Genomic DNA, 17,936 nt, shown 5'->3' with positions numbered 1-17,936 from the left:
TCTTCAGGGCTGTAAAATCTTCCGCCAATGGAGTTTTACACCGCGACTGATCAGGTGGCAAGGGATACTAATCAAACCGCCGTGCCTGGCTGAAACGGTTGCGCCAGTAGTAACCGTCCAGGGAGGAGTGGGTTACACCGACCGATGTGGACGCGTGAATAAAGCGGTTGTCGCCCATGTAGATGCCGGCATGCTGGTCCTTGCCCTTGATGCGGAAAAACACCAGGTCGCCGGCCTGGAGCTGATCCCTTGAGATTTCATCACCGGCTGCAAGCATCTGGGAGGTGGAGCGGGGTAGCTGGCGCCCCAGTGCTTCGTCAAAGGCAGTGGCGATAAACCCGGAACAGTCAAAGCCGCTGGCAGACATGCCCCCATAATGGTAGGGCGTGCCCTCGTAGCGTTCGAAGACCCGCCACAGCCGGTCAACCGTTGCCGATTCGCCAGAAGGCTGCCAGCCCGCTTCGTTGGCGGAATCCAGGTTCTGGTTACTGGCGCAGCCGGCCAGGGTGAGAGCCATCAGGATTGCAGACAACGCAGGCAAGGGGTGTCGATTCACTGGATGTAACCTCGAACTGTTCGACATCAGGCCACTTTAGAAGCCCGGGGCTGGTTTGTCAGGTTAAAGATTGCGTCAATTTGTGTTTCCCCCGGATGCCACTTGACGGCTCAAGACTGTTTCGCGAACTATGGGTGAACGCCTTCAGCCTCCGAGGTTTCAATGAGCCCTCCGTTCTCTGATCAGAATCAGCGCCTGTTCGTAAGAAATGCCACCCTCAGTGATATTCCCGGCATCATCGCCCTCAGCCGCCGGGTCTACGAGGGAACCGGAATGTATGGTTATACCGCCGGCCCGCTGACGGGGCAGATCAACACCTTCCCCGAGGGCCAGTTCGTGGCCATGCTCGGTGACCGGGTGGTGGGTTACTGCGCCACGTTTCGTATCGGTGAAGACGTGGCACTTGCTCCTCATGACTGGACCGAGATTACCGGGAACGGTTACGCCTCGAGGCACGACCCGGAAGGGGAATGGCTTTATGGTATGGAAGTCTGTGTCGACCCGGACTGCCGCGGGTACAAGATCGGTGAGCGCCTTTACAATGAACGCAAGAGCCTGTGTCAGTCCCTGGGATTGCAGGGTGTGGTGTTCGCCGGCAGGTTACCGACGCTGGCCAAACGTCTGAAAAAGTTTGGGTCGGTAGAAGCCTATGTGGAAGCCGTCAAGTCCAGGAAGCAGCGGGATCCGGTGCTGTCATTCCAGTTGCACAATGGTTTCGAGATCCACGGCATTATTCCCCATTATCTGGATGCAGACCATGCCTCTCTGGGGTACGGCATCCACCTGGTCTGGCGCAACCCGAAAGTGGCCCGTAACGGCGACAATGGCAAACGCAAGCGTTATGGCCGGCGGGTGCCGGACACCGTACGGATCGGTACCGTCCAATACCAGCAGCGCAGGGTTGCCTCGTTTGAGGAATTCAGCGATATCGTGCGGTATTTCGTGGACGTGGTGTCCACCTACAAGGGCGATTTCGTGGTATTTCCGGAACTGTTTACCCTTCAGTTGCTTTCCATTGAGAGCCGGAAGGGAACGCCTGCGGAAGCCATCGAAGCGGTGACGGAATACGCCGAACCCTTCCGCGATCTCATGCGGGATCTCGCCCTGCGACACAACATCAATATTATCGGTGGTTCAACACCGGTAAAGGAGGAGGACGGGCGGATTCGCAATGTTGCCTATGTATTCCTGCGTGATGGCCAGGTGTTCTCGCAACCCAAGATCCATCCCACGCCCAATGAGGCCTACTGGTGGAACATCACCGGTGGCAATCGCGTTACTGCCATCGAAACCGATTGCGGGCCCATCGGTGTCCTGGTTTGTTATGACGCAGAATTTCCGGAGCTGACCCGGCATCTGGTAGACCAGGGCATCCAGATGCTGTTTGTTCCCTTCTGTACCGACGAGCGCCAGAGCTACCTGAGAGTGCGCTACTGCTGCCAGGCCCGGGCAGTGGAGAACCAGCTGTTCGTGATTCTGTCCGGGAATGTGGGCAATCTGCCCAACGTTCCCAATATGGAGCTGCAATACGGCCAGAGCTGCATACTGACGCCCTGTGATTTCCCGTTTGCCCGCGACGGTATTGCCGCCGATACCACCCCGAACGTGGAGACCGTTGCCTTTGCGGACCTCAGGCCCGAAACACTGATCACCGCCCGTAACAGCGGCACGGTCAAAAATCTGAAGGACCGCCGGCATGACCTCTACACGGTGAACTGGCGTGGACAGTGACCCTTTATGGCCGGTTTCATGACACTGCGTCGCGCTTTGCTCTGGCTGCTGGCACTGCTTTTTCTGCTTTTGTTGGCGGGAGGCTGGTATGCCCGTGTGGCCTGGGATGACTGGCGGCACGAATACGGTATAGGCGACCTGCAATGGCAGGGAATTGATGTATCACTGACGGGGGTTCAGCTTGAACGTTTTTCAGTAACCACGACGCAGGACGGCCAGCGCTATTCTGCGGCGGCCGAGGCGCTGTCCCTGGGCTGGAGCTGGCACTGGTATGGGCCGGTGCCAGACGTGGCAAGCGTGGGCCGGTTGACAGTGGATATTCCCGCATGGCCCGGCTCGGTGTCACAGAATGAGCCGGGAGAAAGCGCTCCTGCAGAACTGCCCCTCTGGCTACCTGACCAGGTGATAATTGATCAACTAATCCTCACCCTCCCGCAGGGCATACGTGCCGAGGGGGATCTGGCTGTTTCGCAACTTTCCAGGCCCGATGAACGGGAACTTGTCACCAATGCCATGAGGGTGGAGACTCCGATTCCGGCGACGACCCTGGCGGGCTGGGCGCTTCAGGAAGGGCGGGTGGACCTGCTGTTTTCGGGTAGAGCTGACCCGCAAACAGCCACTGTGGAATTCGAAGAGGAAACCAAACTCGCGCTCGCCCGGATGGATGCCCCGGACAGTGTGGCGCAGCTGGACAACGTCAGGATGAATCTGGCGGGCACGACACTGCACACCGAGCACAGTCTGCAGGCAATGGCCCTTGAGAGTCTGGAATTTGAGGGCCCGGTGGTGGCAACGGCCGCTGCAATTCATCAACCTCAGTTACGGCCGCAACCCTGGCGACTTGATGGCCGGCTGCAGGGCAGCCATGAAACCTTCAGGCTTGACGGCACGCTCTCATCAGATGCGGGTGCCAGCGCCAATGTCGCTTTTCGTCTTCCATTCAAAGGCATTCCGGCGCTTGATGCCAACATGATTACCACTGGTGCCAAGGGAAACCAGGTACTGGCGGATACGTTCACCGCCTGGCCCGGGGAACTTGAAATCGGGGAGGGCAGCATCAACACGACTCTGGCACTGCGTTTTCCGGAAGATGGCCTCAGTTTACGGGGAGAAGTCGGATTTGATGGCCTGGGTGGGCTGTTCGGCCGAACGGCCTGGAGCGGGCTTGATGGTGAAGTGGCCATTGAGCTTGCGGGGGATCGTCTGGATGCGGACACCTCCGGTCTGGCCGTTGCCACGGTCAATCCGGGCATTGTCCTGAGTGAACTCCGGCTTGCCGGCGGCTATAGCTCGAAAACGGAGCAGATTACTGCCGGCACGCTGAGACTTGGCGAGGCAACCGCGGAGCTCCTGGGGGGCAGTGTGCGGATTGAACCCGGTGAGTGGCATTTATCGGAAATGCCGCTGCGGTTTCCCCTGGAACTCAGTGGTATTGAACTGTCGCAGCTGATGGAGGTGTACCCCGCGGAGGGGCTGGCGGGCAGCGGCATTCTCCGGGGAACAGTGCCGCTGCGGATCGGCAAGCAGGGAATCAGTATCGATGGCGGAAAGGTTGAAGCACAAGCCCCCGGCGGCTCCCTGAAACTGCCGGCGGACAGGTTGAGAGGTATGGCACAGAACAACGAGGCCATGGCCCTGGTTGTGCAAGCCATGGAAAACTTTAACTACACCGTTCTCAACAGCACGGTAGACTATGATGAAGACGGGAAGCTGATTCTCGGTCTGCGTCTTGAAGGCAGCAGTCCCGAGGTGCGGGACGGACACCCGATTGTGCTCAATATCAACCTGGAAGAGGACATTCCGGCGTTGCTGACGAGCTTGCAGCTGAGCGGTCGGGTGAATGAAGCCGTTACTGAAAAAGTGCGAAACCTCCTGGAGAAACGGGATTCAGAGCGCCAGTAACCGGTTCGGAGAATGAAACAGGAGCAAGGCAGATGGACAGATTCAGGCCGGGCGGCCCGCCCGGAAAATATCGGAACGCACTGATTATCACTGCGCTCGCATTGGGTGTTACGGCGTGCACGCCCACCGTGCAAATGGAGGCACCGAAAGAGCCTATTACCGTCAACCTGAACGTCAAGATCCAGCATGAGATCTACGTAAAAGTCGACAAAGACGTGGATGAACTCTTCGGCGAAAAGGGGCTGTTCTGATGATCCATTCTGAATCCTGGGAGTCAGTCATGAAGCGGTTTGTTCAACTCGGTGCATTGATCCTTGTGCTTTGCCTGGCTGCGCCTGCCTTTTCGATGGGGCTGGAGGAAGCCAAAAGCCAGCTGGATACAGCCAAGCAGGAGGGCCTGGTGGGAGAAACACCAACCGGTTATCTGGAGGTGGTCAGGGCGGAAGGCAATGCCAGGGGTATTGTTGAGGCGATCAACAAGGCCCGGCGGGATGAATACGCCCGTATTGCGGAGAAACACGACATCCCGGTCACCCAGGTGGAAACCGTCGCCGGCCAGAAGGCGCTGGAAAAAACACCATCGGGTCAGTTCATACTGGTGGATGGCAAGTGGGTCAAAAAATAGATGGCCCGCTTTGAGGAAATCGGTATCGCAACCATTCCCGGCAAGGGAACACAGCTACGTTTACTGCAGCGAAATGACGAGTTCTCCATCAAAATAGCCGGGAAAACCGGTGAACTTATGAATAGTCGCTTGCACGGTTCGGAGGATGCCCTCGCCACCCTTGCCTGTGAGCGTATAGCCGGACTGCCCCGGCCCCGTGTCCTGATTGGCGGGCTGGGGATGGGATACACGCTGGCTGCGGCTCTGTCGGCCCTGCCGGAGGATGCCAGGGTAACCGTGGCGGAACTGGTTCCGGAAGTTGAGGTGTGGAACCGGGGGCCGCTGGGAGCTGCGGCAGGGTACCCCCTGAACGATGCCAGGGCCTGTGTCCACGTCGGCGATGTGGCGGAGCTTTTGCGGGCCGGCGATGGCAACTGGGATGCCATTCTGCTTGATGTGGACAACGGCCCTGAAGGGCTCACCCGCAAGGAAAACAACTGGATTTACTCCCCTGCCGGTATCGCAGCCGCCCAGAAGTCCCTGAGCCCTGACGGCATACTGGCCTACTGGTCCGCCGGCCCCGAGCACGCCTTTACCGAGAGGCTGCGCCGTGCAGGATTGTCCGTGGAACCGGTCACGGTGCGGGCTCTGCGACCGGGCAAGGGCGCGCGCCATGTCATCTGGCTGGCCTGGTAACGGCGTCTCCCATTACCGGACCGTCATTTGATGGACAGGTCGACAGGTTGTTATTTCGGAGGGAGGGACCAATGTTTTATCAGAGGCCTCTTTAATTCTCTGAGATACCGGGGAGGTATTCCCATGAACGCTTCAGTGAAATTGACTGGCGAACATGATGACCACAAGGTGGCCGCGGTTTTTGACACAGAGTCCGATGCCAGAGGCACGGCGAAAGCGATATGTGAGGAAACGAGTCTGACAGACGAGCAGGTAACCGTCCTTGGCCCGACTGATCGGCATCAGGGGAAGGAACTGGAACCGGAAGACCGGGGAATCTGGCAGACACTGGTGCGTTCCCATATCGGCCTTGGTGCTGCCGGTGCGGTCGCCGGCTTCGTACTGTTCCTGGTACTGAGTGCCATGGGTGTCGGTTTCGTAGTTCAGAATTCGGTTGTTGCCGCTTCTGTAATGACCGCGATCGGCGCGGCAATCGGCATGTTGGTCGCGGGCGCCGTGACACTCCGTCCAGACCACACGCCCTATCTTGTCAAGACACAGTCTGCATTGCGTGATGGGAAATATGTACTGGCAGTTCATGCGGCCAGTAGACAGCAGCGTCAGGAAGCGAAGTCGCATCTTGATTCCCGGAATGTTAAAACAGTGCAAACCATCTGATTTAACAGGCCGGGATTGTGTCTATGGAAGATCTGAAGCGTTCGCGGGTAACCATCATTGCCGTCAGCGCCATTGTGCTGTTTTTTCTTACCAATTACCTGGCACGATTCCTGTTCGGCCTGACGGGGGTAGTGGTATCGGTGGTTATCGCGGCGTTGATTGCGGCCTACATCAGCTGGTCGGTAGCCCGCATATTGAAGCGGGTACCAAGCAGCGAGGAACGGGGCCGGGTGCTCTGGTCATATGGTGGCTTCCTGGGCGCCTTGTTCGTGGCCTGGGCTGCCTACGTGGGACTGTCTTCCGGGCTTGATATGGCTGCGGGGATATTCCTGCTCAGCCATTACCTGCCGTACCCCGCACTTGCCCACCTTATGCTGTCTGACCGCGTGGTGGGCAGGTTTGTGGGTGAGCCCGGCTAGTCGTCACCCTCTTCGGCATCACGGGCGCGTTCCTGGCGTTCGCGCTCTTCTTCCTTGGCAGCATCGATGACCGCCATCAGTTCATCCACATCCGCGCTTTCGGTGTCGTGCTCGAAACACCCTGTCAGTTTCGTGTCCGGATGCAGGTCGCCGGATTCATAAAGCGCCCAGATCTCCTTGCCGTAATCGGTGTTCAGCAGGTCCGGTGCGAACCGGCCGAAATAACGGCGCATGTTATCCACATCCCGTTCCAGCATACGTTCCGCGCTGTTGTTGCCCGCCGCGTTGACAGCCTGGGGCAGATCGATAATCACCGGCCCGTCCTTGTCCACCAGTACGTTGAATTCGGACAGGTCGCCGTGAATCAGCCCGGCGTTGAGCATCCGCACCACATCGGCAATTACCAGGCTGTAGTATTCCCGTGCCTTTTCGGGCGAAAGCGTAACCTCTCCCAGTTGCGGGGCCACCTCGCCATCCGTGCCTGAAACCAGATCCATCAGCAGCACGCCATCCACAAAGCCGTGTGGTTTCGGAACCCGCACCCCGGCAGAGGCCAGCCGGTACAGGGCGTCTACCTCGGCGTTCAGCCAGGCGTCTTCCTGCTCCTTCTGGCCGTAACGGGTTTTCTTGCCCATGGCACGAGCACGGCGAGTATTGCGAACCTTGCGCCCTTCCTGGTACTGCACGGCCTGCTTGAAGCTGCGCTTCTGAGCCTCCTTGTACACTTTCGCGCAGCGAACACTGTCGCCACAGCGCACAACGAACACCTCGGCTTCCTTGCCGCTCATCAACTGGTACAACACTTCGTCCACCATGCCGTCGTCGACAAGGGGCTGTAATCGTTTCGGTATTTTCATAAAGCCTTTCGGTTGCCTGGTTGGCCTGGCCCGTCAATCCTGTTGACCGGCATGTCTGCGGCTATATTACCTGATATTGTCGACAGAACCCTCATGGCTGTATTGATCTGCAGACGCTTCAGGTGCCGTAGGTAATCTGTGACACTGGTTCAACACCACATTCAGGAGAGAATTTATGACGACTGACCCGGTTATGCTTATTACCGGCGCCTCATCGGGTATTGGTGAGGCAACGGCACGCGCAGCGCAAAAGGCTGGTTACCGTCTGGTGCTTTCGGCTCGCTCGGAAGACAAGCTGAAAGCCCTGCAAACCGAACTCGGGGGCAGTGAACGGGTACTGATTGCCCGATGCGACGTGCAGAGCATGGAGGACCAGCAGGCCGTGGTGGATTCCGCCCTGGCGGCCTTCGGACAGATTGACGCCGTGTTTGTTAATGCCGGCCGTGGCGGTGAGCCGGGGGGATTCAGTGGTGCCGATCATGAAGTATGGAAGGACATGATCCTGACCAACGTCTACGGTGCCGGGCTGACCGTTCAGTGCTGTTTGCCGGCCCTGAGGAAAAGCCGTGGCCATCTTCTGTTGACCGGCTCCGCTGCCGGCCGGGTTACCATTCCGGGGTCCATGTACAGTGCCACCAAGTGGGCCGTCTCGGCCATCGGTTATGGTGTGAGGGAAGAACTGCGGGGCTCGGGTATTCGTGTCACGCTTGTGGAGCCGGGGATGGTGGATACGCCGTTCTTTGACGAGCGCCCGGAAAACGCCCTCAACCCCGACGACATTGCCCAGGCCGTCATGTACGCCGTATCCCAGCCGTCTCATGTGGATGTCAACGAAATTCTGGTGCGGCCAACGCCAGCGCTCAAGTAAACCTGAACCGGCCGCTCAGTGGGTCGCTTCGCTGGGCGGCTTCTGCTCCATGTTTCTGGCAAGGATCTTGTCCGCATCCAGGGAGGCGATGGATACCCGGGTATCCCGGGGATGTCGCCACTGAGTTGCAGGGCCAGATAGCGCATGGCGCAGACTCTCAGGAACGAGGTAAAGTTGCCCAGATCATGCCCGGCGTCGATGGATTCATGGTAGAGCTTCGTGATCATCTGGGGCAGGTTCATGCCGTCGCGGGCGGCAATCTCGGTGAGGGCATTCCAGAAGGCGTTTTCCATGCGGATGCTGGTGACCATGCCGTCGATGCGCAGGGAGTGGGTGCGGCTGACCCAGAGTTCGGAATCCGCCTGGACGAAGAGTTTGCACATGGCGTTGTCCTCATGAATCCGGGGCCACGGAAGTGGCCCCGCTTCCGTCACTTGTCCAGCAGTTTGAAAAACTGTGCCAGCCACTGGGGATGGGCCGGCCATGCCGGGGCTGTCACCAGATTACCATCGGTTACCGCGGCGTCAACGTCGATCTCGGCGAAGCGGCCGCCGGCCAGTTCCACTTCCGGCTGACAGGCCGGATAGGCCGAACACTCGCGCCCCTCAAGAACACCGGCTGCGGCCAGAAGCTGCGCGCCATGGCAAATGGCGGCTACCGGCTTGTCGGTTTCGAAGAAGTGCCGCACGAGTTTCCTGACGTCTTCGTTCAGGCGCAGGTACTCCGGTGCACGGCCCCCTGGCACGACCAGTGCGTCGTAATCAGCGGGGTTGAGACCGGCAAAGTCTGCGTTCAGGGCAAACCGGTGGCCCGGTTTTTCGGTATAAGTCTGGTCGCCCTCGAAGTCGTGAATCGCCGTGGCGACGGTGTCCCCCGATTTCTTGTCCGGGCATACCGCGTGAACCGTATGTCCGACTGCCTGAAGCGCCTGGAAAGGCACCATGGTTTCGTAGTCTTCGGTGAAATCACCGGTGATCATCAGTATCTTCTTTCCGCTCATACCCTTCTCCTTGTGCTTGTTGATGGTAGCCTGTCCACATTACCAAGAGCCGGGGAAGAACAGGTATTAGGGGAATACTACAGCGTTATGTTATAACACTTGTTTGTACCGGCTCCTCCATCTGTCAATACGGGCGATCTATGATTTCACCGATACCCACCAATCTGGTGCTTGGATTTCTTGGTGTGGGTAAGACCACCGCCATACTGGACCTGCTGAAGAAAAAACCGGACGGGGAGGTCTGGGCGGTTCTTGTAAACGAGTTCGGTGAGGTGGGCATCGATGGCGCCATACTGGAAACCGAGGGTGCCTTCGTGCGGGAGATTCCCGGGGGATGTATGTGCTGTGTGGCCGGGTTGCCAATGCAGATCGGCCTCAACCAGCTTATCCACAAGGCCAGGCCCGATCGGCTGCTGATTGAGCCTACCGGGTTGGGGCACCCTTCACAGATTATCGAATCGCTTACCGGAGAGCACTACCGCGATGTGCTGAAGCTGGGCCCGGTGCTCTGCCTCGTGGACCCGAGGCGACTGGAGGAGGCCCGGGTTCTGGAGAATGTTCAGTTCCAGGACCAGGTTGCCGCGGCTGATATCGTTGTGGCTAACAAGACGGATCTGTGTGAGCCAGGTCAGGTTGCCCGCTTTGATGACTGGGTGGGACGCCTGCAGCCGGCCAAAAACGCCGTGTTCCATACCCGGCAGGGCAGAATGGACATCGCCTGGCTGGATGGCGACGCGGCATTGTCAGAGGTAGGTTCGCCCCATGCCCACCATCACCATGATCCGGCAGAGCCCACGCCTGTTCCGGATATCCGGGATGAACCCTGGCAGCGGGTCAGCAATCAGGGGCAGGGGCACTTCAGCCTGGGCTGGCGAATTCATCCGGAAACGGTTTTTTCTGAAACCGCTTTGCTGGCGTTATCACTGGATGGGCGCTTTGCCAGGTTCAAGGCGGTAGTGAATACCGCTGAGGGGTGGCGAACCATTAATATGGCCGATGGTGCCCTGTCTGTATCCGAATGTGAGCCAAGGGACCTGTCCCGTATTGAAATGATCAGTGAGCAGGCACTGGATGATGCTGAACTGGATGCCAGCCTGCAGGAATCCATCGGGCAAGCGGAGTCGTCATGCTGAAGATTTCCAATGCTGTGGAACTGGGGGACTGGGAAATCGAACTGACCCAGATCCGCGCCCAGGGCGCCGGGGGGCAGAACGTCAACAAGGTAGCCTCTGCTGTGCACCTGCGTTTTGACATTCTCAATTCCAGCCTGCCGCCGTTCTACAAGGAGCGATTGATGGCTCTGTCTGACCAGCGCATCAGCAAGGATGGCATTATCGTTATCAAGGCCCAGAAATACCGGACTCTTGAGCTGAACAAGGAAGATGCTCTTGAACGCCTGAAAGAACTGATTCAGGAGGCCGTGAAACAACAGAAAGCCCGGCGGCCAACCAGGCCCACGAAGAGCTCCCAGCGCCGCCGGGTGGACAAAAAGACCATCAAGGGCCGGACCAAGGCCCTGCGTGGCAAGGTTCAGGTGTGACCCCGGCCTTTGAGGCCGAGCTTTCTGGCCTCTTCATACCGGCGCAGGTACAGGTCCCGGGCCGCGGCGCCGATCATGACAACAAACCCGGTTAACTCTGTCATCACGCTGTAGTCCACGAACAGGGCGTACAGAACAAGTGCAACCCCCGTCATTGCGAATACAGTCGGTCCTATTGAACGGTGATACCGGAAACCGGCGGCAATGAATCCGGCGGCAAACGTCGCGAACAGGGCAATGGTTCCGGCCCAGACACCGGGGTCGAGAGCGAGCCCCACTCCCAGAGCGGCCAACAGCCCTGCGGCGGCCAGAGCGCCATAGCAACTGACAAGCGCAAGCAGCAGGGTGGCCACGCCCAGAAGACCCCGGCGGTGCAGGTCTGCCAGCCAGCGTCGGGGGTGCAGGGGGCGAAGCCACTGTCGCAACCTGCCGGGGGTGCGGTCTGCTCTTCTGGCGGTCAGTTCAATGGAATGGGCGCCAAAGCTGCGCGCTATCTCTCGGGTCTGCTGGCTGGGGCTGTGGGCGAAGTAATCCAGCCGGTTCAGAACGCGAATGTCTTCAAAGCCCGTATCTTCGAGCATGGCGATCAGGCTCTCTTCCACCGTTGCCCCTACAACGCATTCCACCCACAGGCGCGGGTCGGAGTCGCAATCAACATTGACCGGCCTGTTGATGACCACGTCGGCCAGTTGCAGTCGTCCGCCGGGCCGCAATACCCGGAACATCTCCCTGATGGCCCGGCGTTTGTCCGGCACCAGGTTGAGAGCGCCGTTACTGGTGATGCAGTCGATGCTTCCGGTGGCGACCGGCAACTGTTCAGCGGATGCCTGAACCACGTCAACGTTCGGGCATCGGCCAGCGGTATTGTGTCTGATCTTCCGGGTCATCGCTGCCGTCAGATCCAGTGCGATCACCTTGCCATCGGGCCCTACCTTCCTGCCCGCAATCAGTGTGTCATTACCGGCGCCGGCTCCGATGTCCAGCGCAGTATCGCCTGGTTGCAGTGCTTTTGCCCTGAAGGGGTTGCCGACACCCGCAAAGGACGCAGCAACGTTCTCCGGCAGTGGCTCGGTATCGCGGGCATCATACCCGAGGAGGGCCAGCGTCTGTTTGCCCACCGGGAAATGAAAGGGCGATGAGGGCCTTTCCGCAACAGTGGTGTACATCTCCTGGACGGCTTCGGTGATTTGCTGTGGTGAGTATCCAAGAATGGCTACCATGGTGACGATTCTCCTTACCGGGCGTGTCCCGGTTCAGAAGCGTTCAAGCATGTCCCTGATCCTGCGACGCAGTTGCTCAGGCGCTTGCTGTTGACCGCTATCGGCGATTCGTTCCCGGAGTCTGCGTTCAAACTCCGCCCGGCTGAAACAGTCATGGCAACGTTCCAGATGGCGTTCAATTTCGACGCTGGTATGGTTGTCCAGTTCACGGTCCAGATACTCGAAAAGGCTCTCGACAACCTCTTCACAGGAAATCCAGGACTCCGTCATACATCACCTCCACTGCTGGTTCCTGCTGCCGGGTTACAGCACTTTGCCAGGCCTGCCTCCCGGCCCTGGTTCCACAGGGCCTTCTGAAGGAGACCGCGTGCCCTGCTGACTCGAGAGCGGACTGTGCCGAGAGGAAGGTCAAGTAACCGGGATACCTCCTCGTAGCTGTAGCCCTCAATCTCGACCAGGACGATAACCAACCGGAAGCAGTCTGGCAGGTTATCGATTGCCCTCCGGATATCCTCCTGCAGGAGGGCATTTACGAACTCTCTTTCAGGTGCGCCCCACCAGAGCAGGAACGGTTGGTGAAGCTTTTCGAACAGGGAGAAACGAACGCCGCTTTCCTCCGGTTCGATATCCACTTCCTGCGCCTGTCGGCACTGACGCCGACGCCAATGACTGACAAACGTGTGATGAAGAATCCTGAACAGCCAGCCTTCCATGTGTGCAGGATTTTCCAGTTGATCCAGCTTCTTCCAGGCATTGGATACCGTTTCTGCGACTACGTCCTCGGCATCATCCGGGTTTCTTGCCAGGCGCAAGGCCGTGCCATAGAGGCGGTCCATCAGGCGGGTCACCTCCTGTTCAAACTGGTCCCTGCGCTGTTTCGAAACGGCCAGGGTTTCTCTTCTCCGGTTGCTGGCTGTCATGTGTTTTCCCGCTGTTGTTGCGGCAAGGACGCGTGAGCCCGTGAAAAGTTCCGGGTTACAACCGGTGGACAACAACGGGAACAAACCGGACCTGCCAAGCGTCCTTGCAGCCGACCGGGCATTGTCCCGGAAAACAACCACCCTAATAAGGAGGATAGAACCCATGGCAGGCAACACAACCATTCGTTCACCCTACCACCGCAGTAGCACCTGTCGGGGCATTGCACTGTTTGCGATGCTTGTGGCCGCACCCGCTGTAATGGCGGCAACACCCTACATGGGCGAGGGACACACCCTGGTAAAACCATCGGAGCTGGAGTGGGGGCCAGTAGGTTCCATGGCTCCGGGCGCGGAGATCTCCATCATAGAGGGCGATCTGTCGAAGGAGGAGCCTTTTACCATGCGTTTGCGGTTACCGGCGGACTATGAGATCGCACCGCACATACACCCTGCGTATGAGCGGGTAACGGTACTGTCCGGCACCTTCCATTTCGCCCACGGCGAGGAAATCGACCGCGACAAGGCTACGGCATTACCAGAAGGCGGTGTCGCGATCATGTCCCCGGGAGATCCGATGTTTGGTTACACCGAGGAGGAGGTCGTCATACAGCTCCACGGTACCGGCCCCTGGGGTATCGAGTACCTCAACCCGGAAGATGATCCCCGGAATTGACCCGGTGGCGCCGGAGACCGGCGCCACCTCTTTATTCTTTCGGGGGTAATTCCCGCACCGGCCGGACTTCAATGCTGCCGAAGCGCGCGGGTGGTATGCGGCTGGCCAGTTGCAGGGCCTCGTTAAGGTCGTTTGCGTCAAGCAGGTAGAAGCCGGCCAGTTGCTCCTTGGTTTCGGCAAAGGGGCCGTCCGAAATCAAAACTTCGTCGTCCCGTACCCTGACGGTCGTGGCCGTCTCTACCGATTGTAGAGGCTGGCCTGTCACGTACTTGCCCTGCTCGGTGAGCCTCTCCACACCGGCAATGCACTCCTGGTTGAGGTCATGCCATTCCTTTTCACTCATGCTGTTGATAATGCTTTCCTGGTAATAGACCAGTGCTACGTATTTCATGGTAATCGGCCTGTCTGTCTGGGTGTGTGTCAGTAAGTCGTGTGTGAATGCTTCAGATCGACAACGGTGGAGAATTTTTTAGTGGCCGCTGTCCAGCTGCATCAGTCTCCGGTTAAGGAAACGTTGTTCCGGGCCCTGTTGGGTAAGGGAGAGCGCGCGCTGGTAGGCTGTTCGGGCTGATGACATATCCCCTGAACGGCGATAGAGATCGGCGCGGGCGGCATGGAACAGATAGTAGTTCTGGATTGCCTTTTGGCCTGCCAACTGGTCCAGAAGCTTCAGCCCTTCTTCGGGCGTGTCGCGCATGGCGACTGCCACGGCCCGGTTCAGGGCAATAACCGGAGAGGGTAACTGTTGATAGAGGGTTTCATAGAGCCTGGCGATGCGTGACCAGTCGGTGTCTTCCGGCGTAGCGGCTTCGGCATGAGCGGCAGCAATGGAGGCCTGGAGGGTATAGGGCCCGGTGGGTGTCAATGGCAGTGCGTAGCTCAGCCATGTCAGGCCGGAACGAATCTGGTTCCGGTCCCAGAGGTCGCGGTTCTGATCTTCCAGTGTGATCAGTTCTCCGTTGGCGTCCTGGCGGGCGTTACGGCGGGAATCATGAAGCAGCATAAGGGCCAGCAGGCCGAATACTTCCCCCTCCGGCAAAAGCTCGGCAAGAAGCCGGGCAAGGCGGATCGCTTCGTTGGCGAGGCTGACGTTAACCACGGCATTGCCATCAGTGGCGGAATAGCCCTCATTGAAAATCAGATAGACTACCTTGAGCACGCTCTGCAGGCGTTCCGGTAATTCCCGCTGTTCCGGTACCTCGTAGGGAATGCCGGCTTCCCGGATCTTGCGTTTGGCGCGAACAATCCTCTGCGCCGTGGTGGCCGGTTTCTGCAGCAGGGCGCTGGCAACCTGTTCCGTGGTCAGGCCGCAGATCTCGCGCAGCGTCAGCGCAAGCTGCGCCTCGGTAGCAAGGCCAGGGTGACAGCAGGTGAATATCAGTCGCAGGAGGTCATCGTCAATGGTGTCGGTGTATTCTTCTGACACCGGAGATTCTTCGTCAGCGAGGTGGACAAGTTTGTGGCTGGCGGTCTGGCGCCTGCGGATATGGTCGATGCCCCGGCGATGTCCGGTTTTTATGAGCCAGGCGGCCGGGTTGTCCGGGATACCCTGTTCCGGCCATTGCCGGAGCGCGGCGGTGAACGCTTCCTGCAGGGCTTCTTCCGCCAGGTCGAAGTCCCCCAGCAATCGGATCAGGGTAGCGTGTACCTTCCGGGACTGATGGCGATAAATGTCGTTAATGTGTCTGGTGATGTTCATGATCGCTACAGATGATCCCTTGCGGCGACTCTTCCGGTTGTTTTATTAACACTAGACATTGTTTTATCGTGTTAGCAAGTGAACAGGATGCAAGAAACGGGGATGGAAATGGCTACATCACAGGAAAGGCTCAGGGTATTTTATGATGGCGCCTGCCCCGGTTGCGTCAAGGATCGCAAGCTCTACGAGCGGCTGGCCGGCAAAACCGGGGAATCGGTGGAATGGGTTGATATCACTGGTCGCGACGATGAGCTGAAAGAGCGGGGTATTGAGCCAGAAGCGGCGCTTCAGGAACTGCACGTGGAGGACAGTGAGGGTAATATCCATCGGGAACTGGATGCCTACATTCTGCTGATGTCGCGGGTCTGGCTGTTGAAACCCCTGGCCTGGCTGATCGGATTACCGGTTATTCGGCCGGTACTGGCGAAGCTCTATCATAAATGGGTTGGCGAGCGGCTGGAGAGAACCGGTCGTATGCCAAAATAGTCCGGCCCGGGTCGACGAATGGCAGTATTCCGGCTAGGGTTCAGGTAACGAGTTGCCTGAGCCTGCGGAGCCTTTCAATGCAGATAGCCTATCGAGCCCGCGACCTGGCGGAAGCCCATATTATCGCCGGCATGCTGCAATCACGGGGGATCGATTCCCACGTGGGTGGCCATTACCTGCAGGGTGCCATGGGCGAGATTGGTGCCGCGGGGTTTACCAATGTCCATGTTGAAGATGAGGATTATTTGCTGGCCCGCAAGCTGGTGGCCGAATATGAGGCCGCTTCGCCATCTGAGACGGACCCGGCCAGTGTCGAAGATCGGGCCGACCGCTATGCCACCTGGTTTCTGTTGTTTCTGGCTGTGGTGATGGTAGTGCTGTTCGGCGCTTTGTAAACTTTCCCGTAAGCCGGGTTCTGAAATATACCTTCCTGATAGAAACACTCGTTCGTCATTGCAGGAGTTCAATCCGTTGACACCCCGTTGCCCGGTTTGTGAAACATCCGCGCTTGAGCCATTCCAGGTCATCGGGGACACCCGTTATCAACGCTGTGGCACCTGTGAAGCGACGGTTATGGAGGAGTCCTGCTGGCTGGAGGCGCACGAGGAAAAGGCAATTTATGACCTTCACGACAATAATCCGGACGATGCGGGTTACCGTCGTTTTCTCTCGAAGCTGACCGGCCCGTTACTCGGGCGACTGCAACCGCGATCCTTCGGCCTCGACTTTGGTTGTGGCCCTGGTCCCGCGTTGGCGGCCATGCTGCGGGAGGCGGGTATGGATATGGCAGTCTACGATCCGTTTTTCTGTCCGGAAGAATCCGTTCTCGAGCGACAGTATGATTTCATTACCTGCACGGAAGTGGTGGAGCACCTTCATCATCCGGCGGAGACCTTCCGCCAGCTGGATAGCCTGCTGGTGCCCGGGGGATGGTTGGGCGTGATGACCTGTTTCCAGACTGACGATGAGCGATTTGCCAACTGGCATTACCGGCGTGATCCGACCCATATTGTGTTTTACCGTCGTGCCACCATGAAGTGGCTGGCCAGAGCCCATGGCTGGGTGCTGGATATTCCGGCCAAGGATGTAGCCCTGTTTCAGAAGCGTTAAGGGGACTTCTCAGAACAGGTAACCACCGGGCATGCATCCGGGCGGTTGTTGTTCAGGCTGTCTGGGGCGGCACCATTGAAGCGCTCAGGGTCGATAGCCTTTGCACAGCTGGCTGCGGTTTCAGCGGCGCTGGCACAGCCCTGAGCTGCCAGCGAGTGGGCCAGATTGTTCCAGCCGGCGGCTACGCCGGGGAACTTCAGGATCAGGCGTTGATAATGATGTGTCGCCAGTTCGGGCTCTCCCTGCTCCCAGGCAATATTCCCCTGTCCCATAATGGCCGCTGGCTGGTCTGGCCATGCCTTTTCGGCAGTTTCATAAGCTGTAGTTGCCGCGCGGGTTCGGCCGGTGGTTTCCAGGTCATTGGCGGACATCAGGTAGCGCAGGGGGGCGGCGGTTGCCGGTAACCGGTCAGGAGGCAGCATCACTGCAGCCCATTTATCCGCGCGTCGCCAGGTTGCGGTGAATACTTCCAGGGTTTCCTCGTGATATTCGCGGGTGTCGGTGTGCAGGATGATATTTCGCGCTTCGGCATCAAAGCCCGTCACCACGGCAAAGTGCCACTGTGGCCACCAGCCAAATCTGAGATTCTGCATGACCAGTACAGGGTTGCCGGCCGCTACCTCTTCCAGCAGACTTTCCAGTGACCCATCCAGCGGGTAGACCAGAAGCCCGTGAGCCCGGGCGGCTGCTACCAGCTCTACCTTCAGGCTGCCCTGCCGTTCCGGCAGATAAACCAGTTCCTTGAGCACCTCCGGATTGGTGTTCAGCCCCTGGCTGTTGAGCATCATGGCCAGGGAAGCCGGGCCACACTGGTAGCGCTCCTGAGCATAGAAGGGAACATCATCCAGTACCTGGCGTTGTTCACGGTCCGTCACAAGGTTCAGGCGCTCTGATTCGGGCCACTGGGGGCGGTTGGAGCAGCCCGCCAGAACCACCGCCAGTGTGATACCGGCAATGATTCGTGACAGGTGCGGATTGGCGAAATGAATCACGAAGAC

Annotated in this window: 24 protein-coding genes; 14 read left to right on the top strand and 10 right to left on the bottom strand. The window is 58.6% G+C overall.

Going from position 1 to position 17,936, the window contains the following annotated elements:
- Positions 1–67: 67 nt before the first annotated feature.
- Entirely contained in the window at positions 68–556 is a 489-nt protein-coding gene (locus HLUCCO03_RS13660) for an NlpC/P60 family protein (protein ID WP_292016723.1), read from the bottom strand.
- Between the two features lie 162 nt (positions 557–718).
- On the opposite strand from HLUCCO03_RS13660, the gene HLUCCO03_RS13655 reads away from it, so the two are divergent.
- The 7 genes from HLUCCO03_RS13655 (at position 719) to HLUCCO03_RS13625 (ending at position 6,565) form a co-directional block, all read left to right on the top strand.
- Positions 719–2,287, top strand: coding sequence for a bifunctional GNAT family N-acetyltransferase/carbon-nitrogen hydrolase family protein (locus HLUCCO03_RS13655; RefSeq protein WP_027831320.1), 1,569 nt, complete (start codon positions 719–721; stop codon positions 2,285–2,287).
- 18 nt (positions 2,288–2,305) lie between these two features.
- On the top strand, positions 2,306–4,189 hold the full coding sequence (locus tag HLUCCO03_RS13650; RefSeq protein WP_197025648.1) for a YdbH domain-containing protein: 1,884 nt from the start codon (positions 2,306–2,308) through the stop codon (positions 4,187–4,189).
- A gap of 32 nt (positions 4,190–4,221) precedes the next feature.
- Positions 4,222–4,440 (top strand): YnbE family lipoprotein, encoded by a 219-nt coding sequence (locus HLUCCO03_RS13645; RefSeq protein WP_027831321.1) that lies wholly within the window; start codon positions 4,222–4,224, stop codon positions 4,438–4,440.
- Between the two features lie 29 nt (positions 4,441–4,469).
- Positions 4,470–4,814: a YdbL family protein gene (locus HLUCCO03_RS13640; protein ID WP_027831322.1), complete on the top strand. Its 345-nt coding sequence runs from the start codon at positions 4,470–4,472 to the stop codon at positions 4,812–4,814.
- Entirely contained in the window at positions 4,815–5,489 is a 675-nt protein-coding gene (locus tag HLUCCO03_RS13635; protein ID WP_027831323.1) for a spermidine synthase, read from the top strand.
- Positions 5,490–5,612: 123 nt separating this feature from the next.
- Positions 5,613–6,146 (top strand): hypothetical protein, encoded by a 534-nt coding sequence (locus HLUCCO03_RS13630; RefSeq protein ID WP_027831324.1) that lies wholly within the window; start codon positions 5,613–5,615, stop codon positions 6,144–6,146.
- A 23-nt stretch (positions 6,147–6,169) separates the two neighbouring features.
- On the top strand, positions 6,170–6,565 hold the full coding sequence (locus HLUCCO03_RS13625; protein WP_027831325.1) for a hypothetical protein: 396 nt from the start codon (positions 6,170–6,172) through the stop codon (positions 6,563–6,565).
- On the opposite strand, the gene HLUCCO03_RS13620 is transcribed toward HLUCCO03_RS13625, so the two are convergent.
- Positions 6,562–7,422, bottom strand: a complete 861-nt coding sequence (locus HLUCCO03_RS13620; RefSeq protein WP_027831326.1) for a PA4780 family RIO1-like protein kinase — start codon at positions 7,420–7,422, stop codon at positions 6,562–6,564. The genes HLUCCO03_RS13625 and HLUCCO03_RS13620 overlap by 4 nt on opposite strands.
- Positions 7,423–7,597: 175 nt before the next feature.
- On the opposite strand from HLUCCO03_RS13620, the gene HLUCCO03_RS13615 reads away from it, so the two are divergent.
- Complete coding sequence (locus HLUCCO03_RS13615) at positions 7,598–8,290, top strand: SDR family oxidoreductase (RefSeq protein ID WP_027831327.1); 693 nt, start codon at positions 7,598–7,600, stop codon at positions 8,288–8,290.
- Here HLUCCO03_RS13615 and HLUCCO03_RS19425 read toward each other — a convergent pair.
- Together HLUCCO03_RS19425 and HLUCCO03_RS13605 are read right to left on the bottom strand one after the other, a co-directional pair.
- Complete coding sequence (locus tag HLUCCO03_RS19425) at positions 8,239–8,673, bottom strand: ribbon-helix-helix domain-containing protein (RefSeq protein WP_367142368.1); 435 nt, start codon at positions 8,671–8,673, stop codon at positions 8,239–8,241. The genes HLUCCO03_RS13615 and HLUCCO03_RS19425 overlap by 52 nt on opposite strands.
- A gap of 47 nt (positions 8,674–8,720) precedes the next feature.
- Positions 8,721–9,290, bottom strand: coding sequence for a DJ-1/PfpI family protein (locus tag HLUCCO03_RS13605; RefSeq protein WP_027831328.1), 570 nt, complete (start codon positions 9,288–9,290; stop codon positions 8,721–8,723).
- A 140-nt stretch (positions 9,291–9,430) separates the two neighbouring features.
- Between HLUCCO03_RS13605 and HLUCCO03_RS13600 the strand changes: the two genes are divergently transcribed.
- Positions 9,431–10,423: a GTP-binding protein gene (locus HLUCCO03_RS13600; protein WP_027831329.1), complete on the top strand. Its 993-nt coding sequence runs from the start codon at positions 9,431–9,433 to the stop codon at positions 10,421–10,423.
- Positions 10,417–10,830: an alternative ribosome rescue aminoacyl-tRNA hydrolase ArfB gene (arfB, locus tag HLUCCO03_RS13595; RefSeq protein WP_027831330.1), complete on the top strand. Its 414-nt coding sequence runs from the start codon at positions 10,417–10,419 to the stop codon at positions 10,828–10,830. The genes HLUCCO03_RS13600 and arfB overlap by 7 nt, the downstream gene beginning before the upstream one ends.
- On the opposite strand, the gene HLUCCO03_RS13590 is transcribed toward arfB, so the two are convergent.
- Genes HLUCCO03_RS13590 through HLUCCO03_RS13580 form a run of 3 tightly spaced genes read right to left on the bottom strand, consistent with a single transcriptional unit; the run spans position 10,821 to position 12,970 of the window.
- A complete protein-coding gene (locus tag HLUCCO03_RS13590) occupies positions 10,821–12,050 on the bottom strand; it encodes a MerC family mercury resistance protein (RefSeq protein ID WP_027831331.1) in 1,230 nt (409 codons plus the stop codon). The genes arfB and HLUCCO03_RS13590 overlap by 10 nt on opposite strands.
- Positions 12,051–12,083: 33 nt before the next feature.
- A complete protein-coding gene (rsrA, locus tag HLUCCO03_RS13585) occupies positions 12,084–12,320 on the bottom strand; it encodes a mycothiol system anti-sigma-R factor (RefSeq protein ID WP_027831332.1) in 237 nt (78 codons plus the stop codon).
- Positions 12,317–12,970, bottom strand: coding sequence for a sigma-70 family RNA polymerase sigma factor (locus HLUCCO03_RS13580; protein ID WP_081813509.1), 654 nt, complete (start codon positions 12,968–12,970; stop codon positions 12,317–12,319). The genes rsrA and HLUCCO03_RS13580 overlap by 4 nt, the downstream gene beginning before the upstream one ends.
- 163 nt (positions 12,971–13,133) lie before the next feature.
- Between HLUCCO03_RS13580 and HLUCCO03_RS13575 the strand changes: the two genes are divergently transcribed.
- A complete protein-coding gene (locus HLUCCO03_RS13575; RefSeq protein WP_051603799.1) occupies positions 13,134–13,643 on the top strand; it encodes a cupin domain-containing protein in 510 nt (169 codons plus the stop codon).
- Positions 13,644–13,674: 31 nt separating this feature from the next.
- Here the strand turns inward: HLUCCO03_RS13575 and HLUCCO03_RS13570 are convergent, their stop codons facing one another.
- Both HLUCCO03_RS13570 and HLUCCO03_RS13565 read right to left on the bottom strand, forming a co-directional pair.
- Positions 13,675–14,034, bottom strand: coding sequence for a YciI family protein (locus HLUCCO03_RS13570; RefSeq protein ID WP_027831335.1), 360 nt, complete (start codon positions 14,032–14,034; stop codon positions 13,675–13,677).
- Positions 14,035–14,112: 78 nt separating this feature from the next.
- Complete coding sequence (locus HLUCCO03_RS13565; RefSeq protein ID WP_027831336.1) at positions 14,113–15,342, bottom strand: RNA polymerase sigma factor; 1,230 nt, start codon at positions 15,340–15,342, stop codon at positions 14,113–14,115.
- 108 nt (positions 15,343–15,450) lie between these two features.
- Between HLUCCO03_RS13565 and HLUCCO03_RS13560 the strand changes: the two genes are divergently transcribed.
- The 3 genes from HLUCCO03_RS13560 (at position 15,451) to HLUCCO03_RS13550 (ending at position 16,938) form a co-directional block, all read left to right on the top strand.
- Complete coding sequence (locus tag HLUCCO03_RS13560; protein ID WP_027831337.1) at positions 15,451–15,828, top strand: thiol-disulfide oxidoreductase DCC family protein; 378 nt, start codon at positions 15,451–15,453, stop codon at positions 15,826–15,828.
- Between the two features lie 77 nt (positions 15,829–15,905).
- Positions 15,906–16,223, top strand: coding sequence for a DUF2007 domain-containing protein (locus tag HLUCCO03_RS13555; protein ID WP_027831338.1), 318 nt, complete (start codon positions 15,906–15,908; stop codon positions 16,221–16,223).
- A 76-nt stretch (positions 16,224–16,299) separates the two neighbouring features.
- Positions 16,300–16,938 (top strand): class I SAM-dependent methyltransferase, encoded by a 639-nt coding sequence (locus tag HLUCCO03_RS13550; protein ID WP_027831339.1) that lies wholly within the window; start codon positions 16,300–16,302, stop codon positions 16,936–16,938.
- Here HLUCCO03_RS13550 and HLUCCO03_RS13545 read toward each other — a convergent pair.
- Positions 16,935–17,930 (bottom strand): PA2778 family cysteine peptidase, encoded by a 996-nt coding sequence (locus HLUCCO03_RS13545; protein WP_292016722.1) that lies wholly within the window; start codon positions 17,928–17,930, stop codon positions 16,935–16,937. The two genes, HLUCCO03_RS13550 and HLUCCO03_RS13545, sit on opposite strands and share 4 nt — an antisense overlap.
- Between the last annotated feature and the right edge of the window lie 6 nt (positions 17,931–17,936).

The sequence above is a fragment of the Marinobacter sp. HL-58 genome, assembly GCF_001314605.1.
Lineage (GTDB): Bacteria > Pseudomonadota > Gammaproteobacteria > Pseudomonadales > Oleiphilaceae > Marinobacter.
The sequence above is the reverse complement of the archived record's forward strand: the minus strand, read 5'-3'. Positions and strand labels throughout refer to the sequence as shown.

Bases quoted from the DNA above. Each gene is read 5' to 3' on its own strand.
- HLUCCO03_RS13600 (WP_027831329.1), top strand. From the start codon at position 9,431: ATGATTTCACCGATACCCACCAATCTGGTGCTTGGATTTCTTGGTGTG.
- HLUCCO03_RS13575 (WP_051603799.1), top strand. From the start codon at position 13,134: ATGGCAGGCAACACAACCATTCGTTCACCCTACCACCGCAGTAGCACC.
- HLUCCO03_RS13570 (WP_027831335.1), bottom strand. From the start codon at position 14,034: ATGAAATACGTAGCACTGGTCTATTACCAGGAAAGCATTATCAACAGC.
- HLUCCO03_RS13620 (WP_027831326.1), bottom strand. From the start codon at position 7,422: ATGAAAATACCGAAACGATTACAGCCCCTTGTCGACGACGGCATGGTG.
- HLUCCO03_RS13645 (WP_027831321.1), top strand. From the start codon at position 4,222: ATGGACAGATTCAGGCCGGGCGGCCCGCCCGGAAAATATCGGAACGCA.
- HLUCCO03_RS13635 (WP_027831323.1), top strand. From the start codon at position 4,815: ATGGCCCGCTTTGAGGAAATCGGTATCGCAACCATTCCCGGCAAGGGA.
- HLUCCO03_RS13615 (WP_027831327.1), top strand. From the start codon at position 7,598: ATGACGACTGACCCGGTTATGCTTATTACCGGCGCCTCATCGGGTATT.
- HLUCCO03_RS13590 (WP_027831331.1), bottom strand. From the start codon at position 12,050: ATGGTAGCCATTCTTGGATACTCACCACAGCAAATCACCGAAGCCGTC.
- HLUCCO03_RS13555 (WP_027831338.1), top strand. From the start codon at position 15,906: ATGCAGATAGCCTATCGAGCCCGCGACCTGGCGGAAGCCCATATTATC.
- HLUCCO03_RS13650 (WP_197025648.1), top strand. From the start codon at position 2,306: ATGACACTGCGTCGCGCTTTGCTCTGGCTGCTGGCACTGCTTTTTCTG.
- HLUCCO03_RS13625 (WP_027831325.1), top strand. From the start codon at position 6,170: ATGGAAGATCTGAAGCGTTCGCGGGTAACCATCATTGCCGTCAGCGCC.
- HLUCCO03_RS13630 (WP_027831324.1), top strand. From the start codon at position 5,613: ATGAACGCTTCAGTGAAATTGACTGGCGAACATGATGACCACAAGGTG.
- HLUCCO03_RS13655 (WP_027831320.1), top strand. From the start codon at position 719: ATGAGCCCTCCGTTCTCTGATCAGAATCAGCGCCTGTTCGTAAGAAAT.
- HLUCCO03_RS13580 (WP_081813509.1), bottom strand. From the start codon at position 12,970: ATGACAGCCAGCAACCGGAGAAGAGAAACCCTGGCCGTTTCGAAACAG.
- HLUCCO03_RS13640 (WP_027831322.1), top strand. From the start codon at position 4,470: ATGAAGCGGTTTGTTCAACTCGGTGCATTGATCCTTGTGCTTTGCCTG.
- HLUCCO03_RS19425 (WP_367142368.1), bottom strand. From the start codon at position 8,673: ATGTGCAAACTCTTCGTCCAGGCGGATTCCGAACTCTGGGTCAGCCGC.
- arfB (WP_027831330.1), top strand. From the start codon at position 10,417: ATGCTGAAGATTTCCAATGCTGTGGAACTGGGGGACTGGGAAATCGAA.
- HLUCCO03_RS13560 (WP_027831337.1), top strand. From the start codon at position 15,451: ATGGCTACATCACAGGAAAGGCTCAGGGTATTTTATGATGGCGCCTGC.
- HLUCCO03_RS13565 (WP_027831336.1), bottom strand. From the start codon at position 15,342: ATGAACATCACCAGACACATTAACGACATTTATCGCCATCAGTCCCGG.
- rsrA (WP_027831332.1), bottom strand. From the start codon at position 12,320: ATGACGGAGTCCTGGATTTCCTGTGAAGAGGTTGTCGAGAGCCTTTTC.
- HLUCCO03_RS13605 (WP_027831328.1), bottom strand. From the start codon at position 9,290: ATGAGCGGAAAGAAGATACTGATGATCACCGGTGATTTCACCGAAGAC.